General features: G+C 39.1%; 19 protein-coding genes. 6 read left to right on the top strand and 13 right to left on the bottom strand.

The features are described from left to right. Positions 1 to 171: 171 nt before the first annotated feature. Positions 172 to 726 carry a TetR/AcrR family transcriptional regulator gene (locus tag HL290_RS04420; RefSeq protein WP_198495713.1) on the bottom strand — a complete coding sequence of 185 codons (555 nt, stop codon included), beginning with the start codon at positions 724 to 726 and terminating at the stop codon, positions 172 to 174. An 810-nt stretch (positions 727 to 1,536) separates the two neighbouring features. Here HL290_RS04420 and HL290_RS04415 point away from each other — a divergent pair. The 3 genes from HL290_RS04415 to HL290_RS04405 all read left to right on the top strand — a co-directional run bounded on the left by HL290_RS04415 (position 1,537) and on the right by HL290_RS04405 (position 4,138). After that, the gene (locus HL290_RS04415; protein WP_198495712.1) at positions 1,537 to 2,601 is read left to right on the top strand and encodes an AraC family transcriptional regulator; all 1,065 of its coding nucleotides are present in this window, start codon (positions 1,537 to 1,539) and stop codon (positions 2,599 to 2,601) included. A gap of 296 nt (positions 2,602 to 2,897) precedes the next feature. Beyond that, complete coding sequence (locus tag HL290_RS04410; protein ID WP_198495711.1) at positions 2,898 to 3,116, top strand: M28 family peptidase; 219 nt, start codon at positions 2,898 to 2,900, stop codon at positions 3,114 to 3,116. 65 nt (positions 3,117 to 3,181) lie between these two features. Then, positions 3,182 to 4,138, top strand: a complete 957-nt coding sequence (locus HL290_RS04405; RefSeq protein ID WP_017389712.1) for an alpha/beta fold hydrolase — start codon at positions 3,182 to 3,184, stop codon at positions 4,136 to 4,138. Here HL290_RS04405 and HL290_RS04400 read toward each other — a convergent pair whose 3' ends face one another. Genes HL290_RS04400 through HL290_RS04380 form a run of 5 tightly spaced genes read right to left on the bottom strand, consistent with a single transcriptional unit; the run spans position 4,139 to position 8,758 of the window. Beyond that, positions 4,139 to 5,008 carry a metal-dependent hydrolase gene (locus HL290_RS04400; RefSeq protein ID WP_198495710.1) on the bottom strand — a complete coding sequence of 290 codons (870 nt, stop codon included), beginning with the start codon at positions 5,006 to 5,008 and terminating at the stop codon, positions 4,139 to 4,141. 33 nt (positions 5,009 to 5,041) lie between these two features. Further along, positions 5,042 to 6,271 carry an NADH:flavin oxidoreductase/NADH oxidase family protein gene (locus HL290_RS04395; RefSeq protein WP_198495709.1) on the bottom strand — a complete coding sequence of 410 codons (1,230 nt, stop codon included), beginning with the start codon at positions 6,269 to 6,271 and terminating at the stop codon, positions 5,042 to 5,044. Positions 6,272 to 6,328: 57 nt separating this feature from the next. Further along, on the bottom strand, positions 6,329 to 7,198 hold the full coding sequence (locus tag HL290_RS04390; RefSeq protein ID WP_198495708.1) for a metal-dependent hydrolase: 870 nt from the start codon (positions 7,196 to 7,198) through the stop codon (positions 6,329 to 6,331). A 13-nt stretch (positions 7,199 to 7,211) separates the two neighbouring features. Next, a complete protein-coding gene (locus HL290_RS04385; protein WP_198495707.1) occupies positions 7,212 to 7,958 on the bottom strand; it encodes an acetoacetate decarboxylase family protein in 747 nt (248 codons plus the stop codon). Next, a complete protein-coding gene (locus HL290_RS04380; RefSeq protein ID WP_198495706.1) occupies positions 7,955 to 8,758 on the bottom strand; it encodes an SDR family NAD(P)-dependent oxidoreductase in 804 nt (267 codons plus the stop codon). The genes HL290_RS04385 and HL290_RS04380 overlap by 4 nt, the downstream gene beginning before the upstream one ends. 109 nt (positions 8,759 to 8,867) lie before the next feature. On the opposite strand from HL290_RS04380, the gene HL290_RS04375 reads away from it, so the two are divergent. Beyond that, on the top strand, positions 8,868 to 9,920 hold the full coding sequence (locus tag HL290_RS04375; RefSeq protein ID WP_198495705.1) for an AraC family transcriptional regulator: 1,053 nt from the start codon (positions 8,868 to 8,870) through the stop codon (positions 9,918 to 9,920). 177 nt (positions 9,921 to 10,097) lie between these two features. Here the strand turns inward: HL290_RS04375 and HL290_RS04370 are convergent, their stop codons facing one another. Then, on the bottom strand, positions 10,098 to 10,955 hold the full coding sequence (locus HL290_RS04370) for an SDR family oxidoreductase (RefSeq protein WP_198495704.1): 858 nt from the start codon (positions 10,953 to 10,955) through the stop codon (positions 10,098 to 10,100). A 127-nt stretch (positions 10,956 to 11,082) separates the two neighbouring features. Between HL290_RS04370 and HL290_RS04365 the strand changes: the two genes are divergently transcribed. Next, complete coding sequence (locus HL290_RS04365; protein ID WP_003651924.1) at positions 11,083 to 11,442, top strand: winged helix-turn-helix transcriptional regulator; 360 nt, start codon at positions 11,083 to 11,085, stop codon at positions 11,440 to 11,442. Between the two features lie 106 nt (positions 11,443 to 11,548). Further along, complete coding sequence (locus HL290_RS04360) at positions 11,549 to 11,989, top strand: winged helix-turn-helix transcriptional regulator (RefSeq protein WP_003651925.1); 441 nt, start codon at positions 11,549 to 11,551, stop codon at positions 11,987 to 11,989. 73 nt (positions 11,990 to 12,062) lie between these two features. Here the strand turns inward: HL290_RS04360 and HL290_RS04355 are convergent, their stop codons facing one another. From HL290_RS04355 to HL290_RS04330, 6 genes are all read right to left on the bottom strand, one after another. Further along, a complete protein-coding gene (locus HL290_RS04355; RefSeq protein ID WP_198495703.1) occupies positions 12,063 to 12,773 on the bottom strand; it encodes an SDR family oxidoreductase in 711 nt (236 codons plus the stop codon). Between the two features lie 27 nt (positions 12,774 to 12,800). Beyond that, positions 12,801 to 13,097 (bottom strand): YciI family protein, encoded by a 297-nt coding sequence (locus tag HL290_RS04350; protein WP_198495702.1) that lies wholly within the window; start codon positions 13,095 to 13,097, stop codon positions 12,801 to 12,803. A 162-nt stretch (positions 13,098 to 13,259) separates the two neighbouring features. Beyond that, the gene (locus HL290_RS04345; RefSeq protein WP_198495701.1) at positions 13,260 to 14,510 is read right to left on the bottom strand and encodes an NADH:flavin oxidoreductase/NADH oxidase family protein; all 1,251 of its coding nucleotides are present in this window, start codon (positions 14,508 to 14,510) and stop codon (positions 13,260 to 13,262) included. An 8-nt stretch (positions 14,511 to 14,518) separates the two neighbouring features. Further along, a complete protein-coding gene (locus tag HL290_RS04340) occupies positions 14,519 to 14,905 on the bottom strand; it encodes a hypothetical protein (protein ID WP_004642957.1) in 387 nt (128 codons plus the stop codon). A gap of 47 nt (positions 14,906 to 14,952) precedes the next feature. Next, positions 14,953 to 15,816 carry an alpha/beta fold hydrolase gene (locus tag HL290_RS04335; RefSeq protein ID WP_198495700.1) on the bottom strand — a complete coding sequence of 288 codons (864 nt, stop codon included), beginning with the start codon at positions 15,814 to 15,816 and terminating at the stop codon, positions 14,953 to 14,955. 24 nt (positions 15,817 to 15,840) lie between these two features. Then, a complete protein-coding gene (locus tag HL290_RS04330) occupies positions 15,841 to 16,854 on the bottom strand; it encodes an alpha/beta fold hydrolase (protein ID WP_198495699.1) in 1,014 nt (337 codons plus the stop codon). Between the last annotated feature and the right edge of the window lie 118 nt (positions 16,855 to 16,972).

The following is a 16,972-nucleotide window of genomic DNA, read 5'->3' as shown; positions in this document are numbered from 1 at the left end:
ACGCAGATTGAAACACTTAGATTGCTATTAATCGTATGGGCTGTGCATCCTGATAAATAAAACTATACAGCACTCCTGCCCCTGACTTACAAGCTATAACAGCGTCACTAGAATTGGGCTTTGAGGGTAAATTTGATAATGGTAAGGTTCGACTTCATCCTTACACCTAACTTACCCCCAAGAAATTAGAAAATACTCAAGCAATCTCTTCCGTTCATCTGGTTTGTTCGGGTCCAAAAGCTGGACCATCGCCCCATCAATCACAAACAAAAACATGTGTGCATCTTGTTTTGAAGCATTTTCATTGGTTGCTAAAAGTAAATTATAAATTTCCTTGATCAACCAATTTCGATAGTCAACTACAACCTGATAAGCCTTGGGATGTGTTTTTGAAATTTCAAAAATGGCTTTAAACGGCAAATGATAAAGCCCTTCTAAGTCGGCATGTAAAAAGTAAATCTTGCGCAGTTTTTCAACTAGGGTTAATTCTTTTTGAACATGGATAATTGAAATCACCTCTTGTTTAAGGCCATCTTTTTGAAAAGATACGCACCTCTCAACAAGCCGCTCTTTTGAGTGAAAATAGTTATAAAAAGTAGCTTTAGGAATTTTGGATTCTCTGGCAATTAAGTCCACGCCCGTATTGTGAAATCCATAGAGATTGAACAGCTCTATTGCGGTATGAATAACCTGTAATTTTTTGGAAGATGTTTCTAAAGTTGGCATAGTTTTACCGTTATAAATTCTTGTTGTTTCTAAATGAGATATAAAAACCATTACCCTTTTTGGGAGAAAAAAAAGGCATAGCAAAGCCGTAAAGACTGTGCTTGGCACATCTCAAGTTTTATTGTTACTAAGTTTTTTAGTCGTGACGATTTAAAGTCCGATAAGCCTAATGGCGATCAAATTGTTTTAAAAAGTTTAAGTTGTGTCGATATAGCTTTTGGCAAAGACTGCCAATAATTTATGAATGTGCAAAGCCAACTCCTTCTATTGGGAGTTCTGCCAAAGCATTATAAATTATGGTGGCAGAACGGAAGAGGGTTCGCAGACTAGTAATAACTCAAACTAGCACACCCGAAGGTGTCCCTCTCCCGTCCTACCGCTACGGGAGGGAACGAGTGGTACACCACACAAGGCTATTCCTCAGAAGGAAAAGCTCTGATGCGGGAGTTATTATGCGGTCTGCGACAACCGACTGGCAATGTAGGCCAGCCCGCAAATGGTAATCTTCAATATTTAAGGTGTCAATGTGAAATTGGCTAGAAAATATTTAATTAATTATTGTTTTTCATTTAATTACACAATTAAGAAAAACCTTAAATATTGGCTTAACAATTTGCTTTTATAACAGCATTCCAAAGCCTCTCTATAACGTTTATCGAGTTAGATATATTTTTAGATAAAAAGATAATGATATGTACTATATAAGATGACTTAGAGTTAAACGCACACTGTAGGTTTGTGTAGTACTCTTACCCCCTACTTTGTTATAATTACGAGTGCCCTAAAAAAAGAGACAAAGTATAGGGATCAATGGAAATGAACTTATCTTCTGAAGACCTACCAATTGACAGTGCTGTTTTAGTTAGCCTGATTAAACATATTCTAGACAATGCCACTATGTTCCAAACAAGCAGAGAAGATCTACTCTCTGCAAGTGGCATTGATGAAGAATCATTAGTTGATCCCAATGCATGTATTCCACTGTACTATTTAGAACGTATAGTTACCTATTGCTATCATATTAATCATGACCCACTTATTGGATTAAAGCTTTTACAGCGGCTTGATCCGGCAGCATATGGAGTTTTAGGTCACCTAGTTCCTTTAAGTGGTACGCTAGGCGATGCCATAGAAATGATGCAACGATATCAACAGTTAATAGGAAGGATTGGCAAGATATCATTAAAAAAAGAGTCTGGTCTTATTTATTGGGGATGGGCGTGTAGATCCTTAAATCCAATATTTATACGGTGTGCAACCGAATACAATCTCGGTTATTGGTCTATGCTAGTACGCTTGGTAAGAGATAATGGATATCCCAATTTACTCGCCGTCCATTTCAACCATGAAATTGCAAATAATAATTTAGATTTACTACGTATTTACGAACAAACTTTTCAATGCCCTGTATATTTTGGCCAGCCAGAATCAGCTTTAATTCTTTCCGAAAAAGCCCTTAGCATGCCATTGCGGACTATGAATGCCGTCTTATATGACACAGTCGAACAATTAGCTAGAAAGCTCATAAAACAGATGACCATAAAAACAACTCTGATTGAACAAGTACGCTCCAGAATTCGCCTTATGCTTCATCAAGGTAAAGTATCAAGAAAAATTATAGCCTCACAACTAGGTATGAATGAAAGAACTTTAAGTCGAAATTTACAGCTAGAGAGTAATAGCTATAGTCAAATCTTGGATGAGGTTCGCTTTGAACTCGCTAAAATTCATCTTCACAATAAAGAAAATACTGTCGAATCAATAGCTAAATCTTTAGGATTTAATACAAGCAACTCATTTATAAATTGGTTTAGAGCATTGACCTCTTCCACTCCGGGGCAATATCAAAAAAATCTATCTCCCCAAAATGAATAACTATATATTTCATCTTGCGAGGTAAATATCTTCCATTATCTATAACATTTTAATAATGCCCTAAAATCACAATCTCATGTCCCATATACATTATTCTTTCTTTTTTTATTTACATTTATCATGATGGTTCATTGAATAATATCAGTACTTTGGAAAAGTATAAATCAGCAAAGGGATTGTGAGAAAATTTTAGCCTTGTGCTTTAAGTTGCAGATCATTATTGAGTCTTGTCTAAATCCAATTGAAAACTTATAGCATTCAAAAATTAAGATAAAACCACAGATGGAGAAAGGAATGTGACAACGAAGAATATCGTAGGAACGATTGCCGGGAAAAGTGATGAACTTATTGTCCTCAATAGTCATACTGACGGTACAAATGGTGTTGAAGATAATGTCCCTAATGCTGTTATTGATATAGCGCAATATCTAACGAGGCTTCCTAAAAAATCATTAGACCGCAGTATCATGATTATGCTTTCAACAGACCACTTCTATGTAAGGATTTTAGATTAAAAAGAAAAGTGTGAGATTTCCATACCACTTTGCTATAAACAACAATCATTGTAAGGATACAAAAAATGTTTAAAAGAGCTTTCGTTGTAAGTATTTTAATGTCTAATTTATGTCTAACAGCATGTAATAATGATAAGACAGATAGTCCTATCGTAGAAACATCACCAACAATTCCCAATAAAGATAATTTTGAAGTCAATAAATATTTACAAGTTAACACTTTAGTTGAGCATGGAGATGCCACTAGTCATGTCCGAATTTATAGCTTAGTAAAAGGCCAAGGAGAATATGTCACTATTCTTCCCTCATTAGGTCGAGGTGTTGAAGATTTTACAGAAGAATACAAATCTACAATTACATCAAAATTAGTTAAAAGTGGTTATCAAGTGATTTTAATCCAGCCTAGAGGGATTGGACATAGTACAGGTGATTTGACACCAGCAAATGCTTCAATGAGTATGTTCGCACAAGATATTATCAAAACATTTCAAAAATTAGGGATCGAAAAAGCCAGTTTTATTGGACATGCTTTCGGAAACCGTTTAGCAAGAACAATCGCAACTTTATATCCTAAATCTGTTGATAAATTAGTTTTAATGGCATCAGGTGGGGAGGAAGATTTAAATCAAGCACAAAGAAAATGCCTGTTAAATTCTTTTAATTTAAATTTACCAAGACAAGAACGATTAGATGCTATTCAATGTGCCTTTTTTGCCCCAGGAAATGATCCAAGTGTTTGGTATACAGGTTGGTACCCTAATCTTGCATTAGCACAAATTAATGCAGGTCAAATGATGAATGGAGAATTCTTTAAGAAAGCGGGTGGAAAAGAATTCTTAATCATTCAAGCTGGTGAAGATTTCATAGCTCCTCCTGAATTAAATGGTCAAAAATTAAAACAGGAATTAGGTGATCAGGTCGTATATGTTGAAATACCACATACAGGTCATGCTCTTAGCTCAGAAGAACCTGATTTAATTTCAGATTATATTATTAATTATTTTAAAGGCACTTTGAAATAATTAATTAAGTTCTTTTATACTTGTTAAAAATGCCAATGCTTGCTCAGTCGATCCCTCATTTAAAGGATTATGATGAGGCTTAAAGTATCGCAAGCAGGCACGTATTATATCGTCAACCTTAGGCACACGATCTTGTCGAGCTGCTCGGAAATAATCTTTGAAACGAAAACAATGCGGTAATTGCGCATCTTGTTTTACTAGATTTTCGACAGCAACATAAGCCAAAACAATAAATAGGGGGAACGTGAAAACCGCTGCCCCCACTCGAAGTACATTGCTATTGCTAAAATATCTAAACATTGCATCGGCTACTTCACGGTGTTCTACCTCTTCGGCCCCGTGCCATTGCAGCAGACGTAGCATTTCTACATCGACAGGCGCTTGTTGTAGTCCCTCTGCATTGAGAACCCAATGTCCTAACACTCCAGTCAGATGTTCGGCAGCAGCCACCATTGCTAATCGGGTCGTTAGCCACATCGACTTTAAGCGTGGATGCTTCAATTCATAGCCTAATGGTTTGGGACCAATCATGTCATTAAATATCCAATTCGTCATCTGGGTATAACGACTTAAATCAATCCCTAACGCCTCTATGTGCCGAGTTCCGAGAGTGTGCCCATAACTATGAGCGCCCTCTTGTTTAATGAAAGCAATTGCAGCCTCTTTAAGTTTTTCATCTTGAATGTAAGGCAATGCATCTCTAAACGTCTGACAAAACCAACGTTCTGGTGCAGGTGTAATCGGGTTAATTGAATTTAATATTTGTGAAACGATTGGATCATCATAAATCCAATGACATGGCGTTTCAGTAAAATTAAAGACAGGACGCCGCGGAACAATGACATGGTTTTGTCTGATTAAACTATTCATGATAACAACTCCTTATAGCAAAAGCTTTTACCACTAATCTTGAGTCAGAATGTTAAAGCCCATACGTGGACCAAAGGCAATCAATGTACGGATTAATCCCTTAATTGCTTTCGGTTTTTGCCCACTGCTAATACGGCGAAATTGCGCTGCATGCCAACCGAGTTGCAAATAAGCATCTACTGGTTTATATCCAACCGCTGGAATTTTTGCTGGTTTTAATACCGATTTTCCGGCTAACAGTTGTTTGGCTAAATCTGGCTGTACTGCAAAAGGCCGAGCCAATCCAACCAAATCGACCGTACCATTGGCAACAATATGGTTCATAAAATCTACATCTCGCAGCCCACCTGTTAACATCAGTGGTAATTTGCTTTGTTTGCGAAGCGCGGTGGCATAGTCAATAAAATATGCATCACGCTGAGCAGAACGATCTGGTGCATAGCCTAACTGTGCAGGAGATTCATAATTCCCGCCTGAAATCTCTAAGAGGTCGATCCCTTCTGCTTCTAAAGCTAATGCAATTTGTAGAGACTCTTCCTGACTTAAACCACCCTTTTGAAAATCGGCAGAGTTGAGTTTTACGCTTAATATTTTGTCTTTGCCTATTGCAGCTCGTACAGCTCGAACCGTTTCGATCAACATATGGCGTCGATTTTCAGGACTGCCACCCCACCCATCTGTCCGAACGTTTGAGAGTGGTGACAAAAATTGCGAGAGTAAATAACCATGTGCGGCATGAACCTGTACGCCATCAAACCCTGCTTTAACAGCAAGCTCTGCGGTTGTAGCAAAGCGTTTAATTTGCTCTAAAATATCTGCTTCAGTCATCGCTCGTGGAATACGAATAATATTCATAGCAGGTAAATCAAGCCCGACTGCTGAGGGCGCGATCGGCTTTTTCAAAAGTGGCAAAACCGCAACACGACCCGGATGGTTAATCTGCATAATAATTTTGCTGCCATTGGCTTTAGCAGCCTGAGCCCATAACTTATTTGCTTGTAAAAATTGCTCATCTTGCAAAACGACGTTTCTTGGTTCAACAAAGGCACGATGGTCAATCATCACATTGCCCGTAACTAACAACCCAGTTCCACCCCTTGCCCATGCTGCATAGAGTTGCTGTAAGTCTGTGGTGGGTGAGCCGTGTCGATCAGCTAATTGTTCACTCATGGCCGACTTTGCAATACGGTTGGGTATGGTTATGCCACATGCCAATTTTAATGGTTGCTGTAACGGAGAATTTGTAGATGTAGACTGTGTCATGATAATTATTCCTAAAATTGTTTGTTCTGTGAGTACTGCACAAGCACCAACTTTTGATTATTTCAGCAGCTCTTCATTGAAATATTGTTTTTTTAATAAGTTCATCATGTCCCGATTGTCATGCTGCCAAGGGTGAAAATCTGCGGAGAAAAAGTCGAGATAATGTCTGCCAATCCGTCTAACTAAACCTTGTTTTCCAAACAAATAACGGAAACCTTGATAAAGTTCTTTTAAATCTCGTTGTTTTCCAGAAGCTCTTAACAGTTCGGTTGTTCCTCTGGTGGTAATGATAAGAAAAGAAAGCGTGGTTTCTAACATCACCAGCCGTAAGAAATAAGGTCTATTGACCAAAGACTGATATACATCAAAAGCTACAGCTTTATGTTCGGTTTCCTCAATCGCATGCCATGCCCAGATTTTTCTGACATGGGTATTAAACAACTCTAAATCTTGGGGTGCGGTACTAATAAAATAGTCAGCTAGAATTGCTGTGAGGTGTTCCATACATACGGTGCATGCAAGCTGATGAGCTGTAGAGAATTGCTCTTGCATCAAGCGATTCATTTTTTTAAAGCGCTTATAAATTCGGTCTACGGGATAACCCTTTTTCAGCATGACAGCATTGAGCACGTCATGTTCTTTACCGTGATGTGCTTCTTGACCAATAAAAGCACGGACTTGTTTAAGTAGAACAGGATCTTCAATTTTTGCCTGATAATTACGCACACTATGAATAAATTGACGTTCACCATCTGGAAATGCGCTCGATAATGCAGTCAACAACATCGTAAGTAAGGCATTGTTATCAAACCAGAACTCAGGAATTTCATCTGGAAAAGTAAAATCCATTGTTCTTACAGGAATATCAATTGAAGCCGAGATTTTAGAAAAATCTTGTGTTTGTTTTGACTTAAAGAACGCATTCATCTTTATTCTCCAGTTATAAAACGCGAGGATTAAATTGGCGCAATAAAAATAACGGCGTGCGTAGACGAGGTATTTGAATTGGAGGAATTAACCCACCCGATAAATCAACTCGATGTAATCTTGCCTCAATGACTTTACCTAGTCCCATATCGTGTAAAGGATCATTTACAGTACCCGTAAAACGTAAGTTCATTTCTACACGACGGACTTCAAGTGGATGTTCTTTCGGAGTAAATCGAACCTCTCGTGGTAAACCAAGGCCTAATCCACCTGTGATATTACGATGTGGTAGTCCTAAAATTGGAGGTGCATCATCAATGACTTCACCAAGCTTGGCATCCATTTCAATGAGTGTTGTACCGCGGCGTGAGGCATTGCTAACAATACGTTTGCCGTCATTTTCCCAACTAATCTCACCAATCTTTTTAGGATAGCCAAGCAACTCACGTCCAATAATCATGGCGCGATCATCGTCTAAAATCATCCAAGGGCAAAAGATTCCTGTTTTATTGCCTACTTTAATATGAACGAATAAACCCGCTTCATGGTAAGCACCCGTATAGACATTTTCAGGGAAATAAGCGCAGAACAAATCAGCTCTGGCAGGCTGAACCAGCGTCATTCCAGACGGTAACCAACGAGCCATGATTTTTTCATCAACTTCAACAACAGCTGTTAAATACTGCGCATTGTGGTACAGCTTATTGCCAAGATTGGCTAAGCCCACTGGAACACTTAAATCATTGATGAGTTGTCTCATGATTTTAATCTCGAAAATACTTGTTTCAGAATTGGGAGCAAGATAATGCGCGGGGTATAACGTCCCCCAAAAGTTTGCGCCTGCGCAATAAAACCGGGAATCACAATACGGCGATTGCAATCCATACCTTGAATCGCTTCTTTAGCTACTCGTTCTGCTGTTACCCAAACAAAATTGCCACCGACTCCATCAATTTTGGTAATTCCAGCAACTTCATTAAAACCTGTTTTAGTAGGACCCGGAGCAAGTAAAGTACAAGTCACCCCTGTACCACCTAGTTCGCTATGTAAAGACTCTGCAAATGAGTTTGCAAATGCTTTAGTTGCCGCATATGTGGCATTTGCCGGAGTGGGTTGATGACCAGAAGTAGAGCCTACAATCAGTATTGCTCCGGATTTTCGTTTGAGCATTTGTGGCAACACCGCTAAAGTCAGGTCGTGAATTGCCACACTATTGACTTCGACTTCTTCACGTTCTCGATCTGCATCTAACTCCTGAAGTCTTCCAAAAGTTGCAAAACCTGCGTTATTACAAAGAATGGAAACCTCAATACTTTCTAAATACTGACGAAACTTAGCTCTAGCTTGTCTATCTCCCAAATCACATGGATATAAATCTACAGATATTTGATATTCAGCTTTTAATTTTTCAGCCAGTACTTCTAATTTTTCGACACGGCGAGCGACTAAAACTAAGGAATAGCCTCGTAAAGCGAACTGTTTTGCTAACTCTTCACCAATGCCCGATGAAGTACCTGTAATCACAACGCGAGATGAGGCTCGTGGAATAGGTAGACTCATAATTCTTGCTCAAAATAGAATAAATTGATTATTCCGAAGTTTTAACTTGAGCGTGAGATGTAGATCAGACATACTGATAATCATTTTCGGCCACAACAAAAAAAAGAATATGAAAGATCCCTATGGGCTATCCAAAGCCAGCATTCCTATTTCTTATGCTCATTTATTATTAGAAATTATGGTAGACAAAGGGTTTTCTGCGATTGAGATTTTGAAAAAAAGTAAAATTCCCTTAACACTTTTAGACCAATTAGACGCCCGAATTACCCCTATGCAATGGTCTAAACTGGCATGGGAAAGCATAATATTGTCGAAAGATTCTGGCTTGGGATATGAGTATGGAATAAAACTGCGTTTAACTGCCCATGGGCCAATGGGATATGCCTTAATGAGCAGCCCCAATTTACGGCAGGCCATTGAGGTTTCAACACAATTCTTTAACATGCGGTTAAAAGATTATCGTATTGCCCTGCTAGATGAGCATGAATTTTCAATTATTGAAATTAAAGAAACTCACCCTGTTGTCAGCAATCAAGCCGCACAAGCAGAAACGCTAAGACGGTTTTTTTATGAGTGTTTGATGATTGGCGTGATTCAAGCTGGTCAATTTTTAAGAGAACATGATTTAGCTGATATTGAGTTATCAGTTGACTGGTCAGAACCTAGCTATCACAAAGCTTATCAACACCTCTTACCTACTATTCATTTTAATCAACCGACTAATCAAATTCGGTATAAAAAACAGCTTCTAGATTTACCTATTAAAATGGCAGATCCAATTGCTTTCAAACAAGCTCTAGCCCAATGTGAAGCTGAGCAACTCCGCTTTTCCGAACAAATTAAAGATATATGCCTGACCGTAAAAGCAGAGTTAAATTTAAAACCACAACTGGGTTACCCCACATTTGATGAAATTGCGAATCGCTTAAATATGTCTAGCCGAACACTAAGACGCCATTTAAGCCAAGTCGGTTCTTCATATTTGCAATTACTCGAAGAAGCTCAACAAAAAGAAGCTGAAAACTTATTACTTAATAGTGATATGGAAATACAAGAGATTGCACTTTATCTCGGCTATATACAGCCTACAAATTTCACACGTGCCTTTAAGAAATGGACAGGAATGACGCCAATCCAATTTCGAAAGAAATATAAAAACTAAACTATCACAAACAAACGTGGGCATCGTGCTTCAAAGCATTTGATTTGGTTGTTATTTACTGACTCAATAATTTGGTCTATCCCGACTTTATGAAAGCCGTATTCATTCAAATATACAAAAGGCCTAAATCCGAACAATTTAAGCCTTTTGTTTTTAGATAAGAGCTATAGCGTTAACTTAAGATAAGAATTCTTTAATCGTCTCTTGCATACTTGTAGTGGCACGACCAATTAACTGGTGTAGATCTTTGCTATCACTATACAAGCCGCCTTTAGATACACCTTCATCTGAATCTGCCAAAATGCCAGCAAACCCTTCTGGTATACCCAACTGTACCAAGAGTGCTTTATATTCCTCTTCTGGTAGGTCTTGGTAAATTACTTCTTTTTTGCTAATTTCACTTGCCCATTTTGCAACATCATCAAGGGTGTAACTCGTATCACCTGCTAGTTCATAAACTTTATTTTCATGCCCTTCTTGCGCTAATACCACAGCGGCAGCAGTCGCATAGTCTAAGCGTGAAGCAGAAGCGATTTTGCCGTGATGCGTTGCCCCAAAAATTTTGCCATGCTCAACTGCTTGTGCAAGTCCCATTGCATAGTTTTCGCTGTACCAGTTATTACGTAATAGCGTATGTGGAATATCCGATTTTTTTAAATATTGTTCAGTTTCAACATGTTCTTGTGCTAATAGAAGCGGTGATGTATCTGCGTTTAATAAACTTGTGTAAACAATAAATTTTACGTCTGCAAGTTTTGCCGCATTAATCACATTTTGGTGTTGTACTGTACGTTGACCAACTTCACTCGATGAGATTAATAAAAGCTTATCAATACCAGCCAATTGAACCGAAAGTTTATCTGCGTCATGGCCATAATCAAAAGCACGCACTTCGATTCCTTTTGAGCTTAAATCTGATGCTTTTTCTGGACTCCGAACTAATGCGACAATATTTTTTGCCTCAGTCCGTTCGAGTAATTGAGAAATAACCAATTGGCCGAGTTGACCTGATGCACCAGTAACTGCAATACGCATGATGATCTCCATCTGATGTAGTTGATATATTCCAATCATCGTAGTACCTTAACTTACTAAAAGTAAGTACTTACCTAAAAGTAAGTTTAGAAACAAATGTAAACTTTTGTAATTAAGGTGGTGAGCGATGAAAGGATACGTTTTTGCAGCAGATTGTCCCTCTCGAAAAATTTTATTAACTCTCACTAGCCGTTGGAGTGTTTTGATTTTAGTTGCACTTCGAGATCAACGTCTGCGTTTTAATGAGTTAAAGAAAATTATTGATGGCATTAGTGAAAAGATGTTAGCACAAACCCTAAAAACGCTTGAGCACGATGGTTTTATCGTACGTCAGGATTATGCAGAAATACCGCCTCGTGTAGATTATCAATTAACAGACTTTGGACGAGAGGCTTCCGAACGACTTTTTGATTTAACTACTTGGCTTGAAAATAATTTATCCAAGTTATTAGAAAGTCAGCCTAGTGCAGACATAGTTCAAAATTGACTCAGGACATAGACTTATTATTGTATATTAAGCATTCAAACTCGCTTAATTCGCTACTTTGTGTTACTATTTTTTTAGTAGTCACCATTCAGTTGATTAATGTTATATGAGTAAAAATATCGATCTAGAAGTCTGCCCAATCGCCCGAAGCCTTTCTGTGCTCGGTGATGCGTGGAGCATGTTGATTTTACGAGATGCGCATGTAGGATCTACTCGTTTTGATCAGTTTCGTAAAAGTTTAGGTATTGCACCTACAATGCTAACAAAACGTTTATCTGTGTTGGTAGATGAAGGTTTACTTGAAAAAAGACAATATTCTGAACACCCACCGCGTGAAGAGTATGTATTAACTCAAGCAGGCAAAGACTTCTTACCTGTTTTATTTGTGATTGGCGCATGGGGTCGAAAATACAAACCTTATGAACAGCCTGAAAAAATGGTGACTTTCCTTGATGCAGAACAAGGTACTGAAATCAAACCTATTGTGTTAGACCAAATGACGGGAGCTGAAATTGGCACTCGCCCTATTCGCCTAAAAAGCGAATAATATAAATATAAAAAAGCACTCAGTTAGAGTGCTTTTTACAGATCAGAGCTTGTTATATTCATTCATTATTAATTTACTCAAGCATGCCTAGATAAACTGGCGTTTCGGCTGTCAATCCAGCATGCACGTTTTGGGTAATCTCATCTGCTAAGAGTTCAGATTCCCCTCTCTCTAAAGCAGCTATCGTCATTTGTGCAATAACATCAGGTGAAGTTTTATTTCCAGCTAATCCACGAACCATGTCTGTGTCCATGAAAGCAACATGCAGCGACAAAACCTCTGTTCCCTGTGCTTTTAACTCTTGTCGCATAGCATTGCTCAAAGCCCAAGCTGCTGCTTTTGAAGCACTATAACTACCCGTAACTCCAGGTAAAGTAGCCCAGCTTAACGCGGAGATCACATTGATTACAGCACTGCTATGGTGAGTAGCCAGAATTGGTGCAAATGCCTGAGTTACCCGCAGTGGCCCAACTGCATTTGTTTCGAACTGATCCCGAAGTAAATCGATAGATGATGGAGAAAGAATAGCCCCATATCCACCGATACCTGCGTTGTTTATTAATAAATTTACGTCGCCCAGTTTTCGTGCTAACTCTTCAGCCTCATCTGGACTGGTCACATCCAAACGAACAGGTACTACACCTGACTCAATTGTTATGCTCAATGGATCACGTGCTGCCGCATAGACTTTGCTGGCACCAGCAGCGAGTAATGCACGTACAAAAGCTGCTCCCAGCCCTCTATTTGCACCTGTAACAAGTGCGACTGAACCTTTAATATTCATAATAATGTCTTCTATAAATTTAAGAAATTAGAGGCGTGAAGCCAAATGAAGCATGACGTAGTGCTCATAATGGCCGACACCATTTTTTACGATAGGGTCTTGTGACGTGAAGCTAGTGATATCCTCTTCATCTGCAATCTGGTAAAGCGAAAGGCCGTACCCATTCCCATCATTAATAACGGGACCATGGGCGACAATAACGCCTTGATCGAGAAGTTTATTTAAAAAATCGCCATGCTGCCCCATCCATTTCTTCTCATCGTCAGACATCGTTCCAAGAAAATCCGCACGTGGTGGGATCCATTTACATAAGTAATTTTTCATTTCATATCCTTAAAAAAAGAATGAGTAAATTGCGTAAATATTTAAGTATCTACTTGGCAGTTTTGACACTTTTAGGGCTGAAATATCTTTTCTATTAGGCTTTGGGGACTCAAACTCTTTTGCCCGAGCGTTTCAGGCAATTTATCCTAATGAAAAAATTGGTTATTTTACTCGGCTACGTTGGGTTGCATAGGTTCCCCAACCACTGAGTAAAACTGATTTAATAAATGCCCATAACCCACTTTCCTTAGGTTTCGGCTCTTTACCTTTACCAATCCGTTTGAGTTGTTGGGTATACCAAAGTACTTCCATAATCCCCAGACTATCAATTTTCTTAATGCCAGTTTTGATGGGTTGCACTGACTGAAAACCATTTTTTCCTGCCAGTAAAGATTTGGGTACATCAGGTTCAATTGCCATAAGTCTTGCAATTCCAATGACATCACATGCATGTGACTGCAAAGCTTGATCCATACCTTCTACAGTTCGGAATCCACCTGTTACCATCAACGGCGTTTTTACGAGTGTTCTCACTTTTTCTGCGAAATCAATAAAGAAAGCTTCGCGTGCGATTGTCGATGCTTTTTGTGGAGCTTTGGCTACTCCAGATTCGTAGGTACCACCCGATATTTCAATCAGGTCAATGCCTGCATTCGCTAATGCTTGAATTGTTTCTAAAGAATCTTGCTCCGTAAACCCGCCTTTTTGAAAGTCTGCCGAGTTAAGCTTAATCGCGATAGGAAACTCTTTACCGACTTGTTTTCGGATCTCTGCATAAACTTCCATTAAGAAACGGCGACGTTTTTCTGGTGTACCACCCCACTCGTCATTTCTTAAATTGTGCAAAGGTGACAAAAACTGGTTAATTAGATAACCATGCGCAGCGTGAATCTCAACTCCACTAAATCCAGCCTTTTTACATATCGCAGCACTACGACCAAAACGCTGAATAATTTCTAAAATCTCTTCGTGTGTCGCTTCATCAGGTGTTGCAAATAAAGACTGCATTTCTGCACCAAATGGCACTGCCGATGCAGAAATATTACGTACATTTAATCCTTTCGGTGATTGTTTTCCTGGATGATTTAACTGTGCCCACAATTGAGAACCTTGTTCGGTCACGGTTTTTGCCCATTTCTGTAAAATTGCAAAATCACGCTCATCCTCAACCACCACATTTCCAGCCTCACCTAAGGCTTTGCGGTCAATCATAATGTTGCCAGTTATGATCATCCCAATCCCTGATGCAGCCCAACGCTGATATAGACGAACATGTTTTTCGTTTGGATTATTTGAATAGCTGGCTAAAGTTTCACTGGTTGCAGCCTTCGCTAAGCGGTTTGGAATGATGACACCATTCGGTAAAGTTAAAGGCTGATTCAAAAGATTCGTTTTTAATTGCAGATGAGTCATGGCTTATCTCACACAGTTAAAGAGGGTTTTGAATGGGGTTGAATAAAGTCCACTAAACTTTGAAACCACATCACATCCACAAAATTTCCGGTAATGACAAGGTCTTGTGTTTTAAGTGCAGTTAAAAAAGTGTTTACACTGTCTTTCGCTGACAACACGGCAAACCCTTTGCTACCCGTTTTAAACGTAAAGGTAAAACTTGGTGACTTGGTTAGCCCTGAATAAGAGTTAATCTTGCCGTTTTTTACTTCGAAATAGCGGCCTTCACCACTTGCTGTTTGAATCTGAAAGATGACATTTTTATCTTTCACATAAGCTGCGCATTTCGGGTTCTTTTTTACAGCACGCTGCATGAGCTTGGTCAGCATCCACAGCAATAATTTAAATTTCATCATTTTTATCTTCTTGATTCATCAAATTGAATGGACCGAACTCATGGGTATTATTCATCTAAAAACTGTATTGCATGTTTTACGAAGCGTTCAGGGTACTGAAATTGGGCACCATGTCCTGCATCGGGATAAATAAATAGCTGAGCGTTTGGAATGTTAAGTGCCATGTGATATGCATTGATGGTCGGAATCATCACATCATCGACACCATTTAAAATGAAAGTAGGTTGTTTAATCTCACGTAAATGTGCAAAAGGATCTTGTTCATCAAGTTTAGGTAAAAAATGCATATTGGCTTCTATTTGTGCCTGCATGACTTCAACTGAACTTGCTGGATCTTGGTTTTTACGCTCATGGCGACGTTGCCAAAATTCATGACCCGCCTGAATAGCAGCTTCAGATCGGCCAAAAAATAAAAAGAGGAAGTCTTCTTCAGAAGGCACAGTAGTTGTTGCATGCTTCAATACCAAAGCAGCGACTTCTGGATCATCTCCACGTGGTTTGCCACCTCTTGGTCCCGTACCTAAAAGCATTAGTTTTCTGACGAGTTCAGGATGACGGCGTACTAAATCTTGTGCCTGAAACCCTCCCAGTGAAAAGCCTAATAGGTCAACCTGCTTTAAGCCTAGTGCACGAATAACTGCTGCCGCGTCGTCTGCCATATCTTCAATGCGAGTACGGGGCTGGCCAGTAGATGAAGCAACGCCGCGACCGTTAAACAAAATGACTTCACGCCCTTGCGCTAAACCATCAGTAATCAGTGGATCCCAATTGTCTAAACCACCTCGGAAATGCTGAAGAAAAAATAGCGGTGGTTGCTCTGTATTTGCATTACCCCATCGACGATAGGCAAAATTTGCTCCATCTACTTCAATGAATTGGGTCTCGGCTGTTTGGTGTGTAATTGTTGTCATGGTCATAGTCCTAAATTTAAGTTCTTATTTAGCTAAGAATGTAAGTGATTGTTTTACAAAATCTTCATTAAACTGAAATATTCCCCCATGACCTGCATCTGGATAGATAACAAGTGAGCTATTCGGTAAGCGCTTTGCTAAATCATAAGTATTTACTGTTGGCACCATTCGGTCATGATCACCATTGGCAACAAGAACAGGTTGTTGAATCACAGAAAGGTCAGCAGGTTTTTTACTTCCCCATTTTTTTAATGCTTTGAGCTGGGCACGATAGGCAGAAATGGTGATTTCTTTATCACGGTTTTCGGTACGTTCATTAATACGTTGAATAAAGGCTTTTGCAGAAGCTTTACCATTTTCTGTACGAGTGAAAAAAAGATAAACCTTAGGGTCTTGACCAGTCACCATTCCACGAACTAAATCCCAATTAGAAACTCGCCCGACTGTACTAATTCCAGTACCGCCCGCAGGGCCAGTTCCCGATAAAATCATTTTTCGAACCAAATTCGGCTGTTTTAGCGCAATCTCTTGTGAAATCATGCCGCCCATCGAGAAGCCGAATAAATCAACCTGCTTAAAGCCTTTTGCTTGAATGAAAGCAATCGCATCATCTGCCATTTGTTCAATTGACTTTGCTGGTTCACCAGTCGAAGCACCAACGCCGCGATTATCAAACACAACAACATGATGTTTTGCCGCAATTCCATCAATAATTCGTGGATCCCAGTTATCTAGTACAGCAGCTAAATGGTTTAAGAAAATGACAGGCGTTCCACCGTTTTGTTGACCATATTCTCGGTAAGCGAAGTTAACACCACCTGCACTAATAAATTGAGTTGGTACATTCTTCCAATTTGTATCTTGCTCGGCGTGTTGCCCTGCTTGCGGATTGCTAACAGCACTTGATGACACTTTATGTGCCTGAATTGATGGTTCATTAAAAGAGACCGATGGCACAACCTCTGCCTGAGTTAAGGGAGCACTAAAAATAGATATCGCCGTCAAACTCATAGCAACTGTATTTATTAAAAAATTCATTTCTCTGATCCTCAAATTTAATTCATTGATCTGATTCATCTGTTTTTATGAGTGATCTTTCAAAGTGAGAAAAGATAAAAACAGAGTAAGTATCGATTTAATACCCACTATACGCATG

Origin of the sequence: Acinetobacter sp. AC1-2 (assembly GCF_016124155.1) — a bacterium.
Classification (GTDB): domain Bacteria; phylum Pseudomonadota; class Gammaproteobacteria; order Pseudomonadales; family Moraxellaceae; genus Acinetobacter; species Acinetobacter calcoaceticus.
This window is presented reverse-complemented; position numbering and strand designations above follow the sequence as displayed.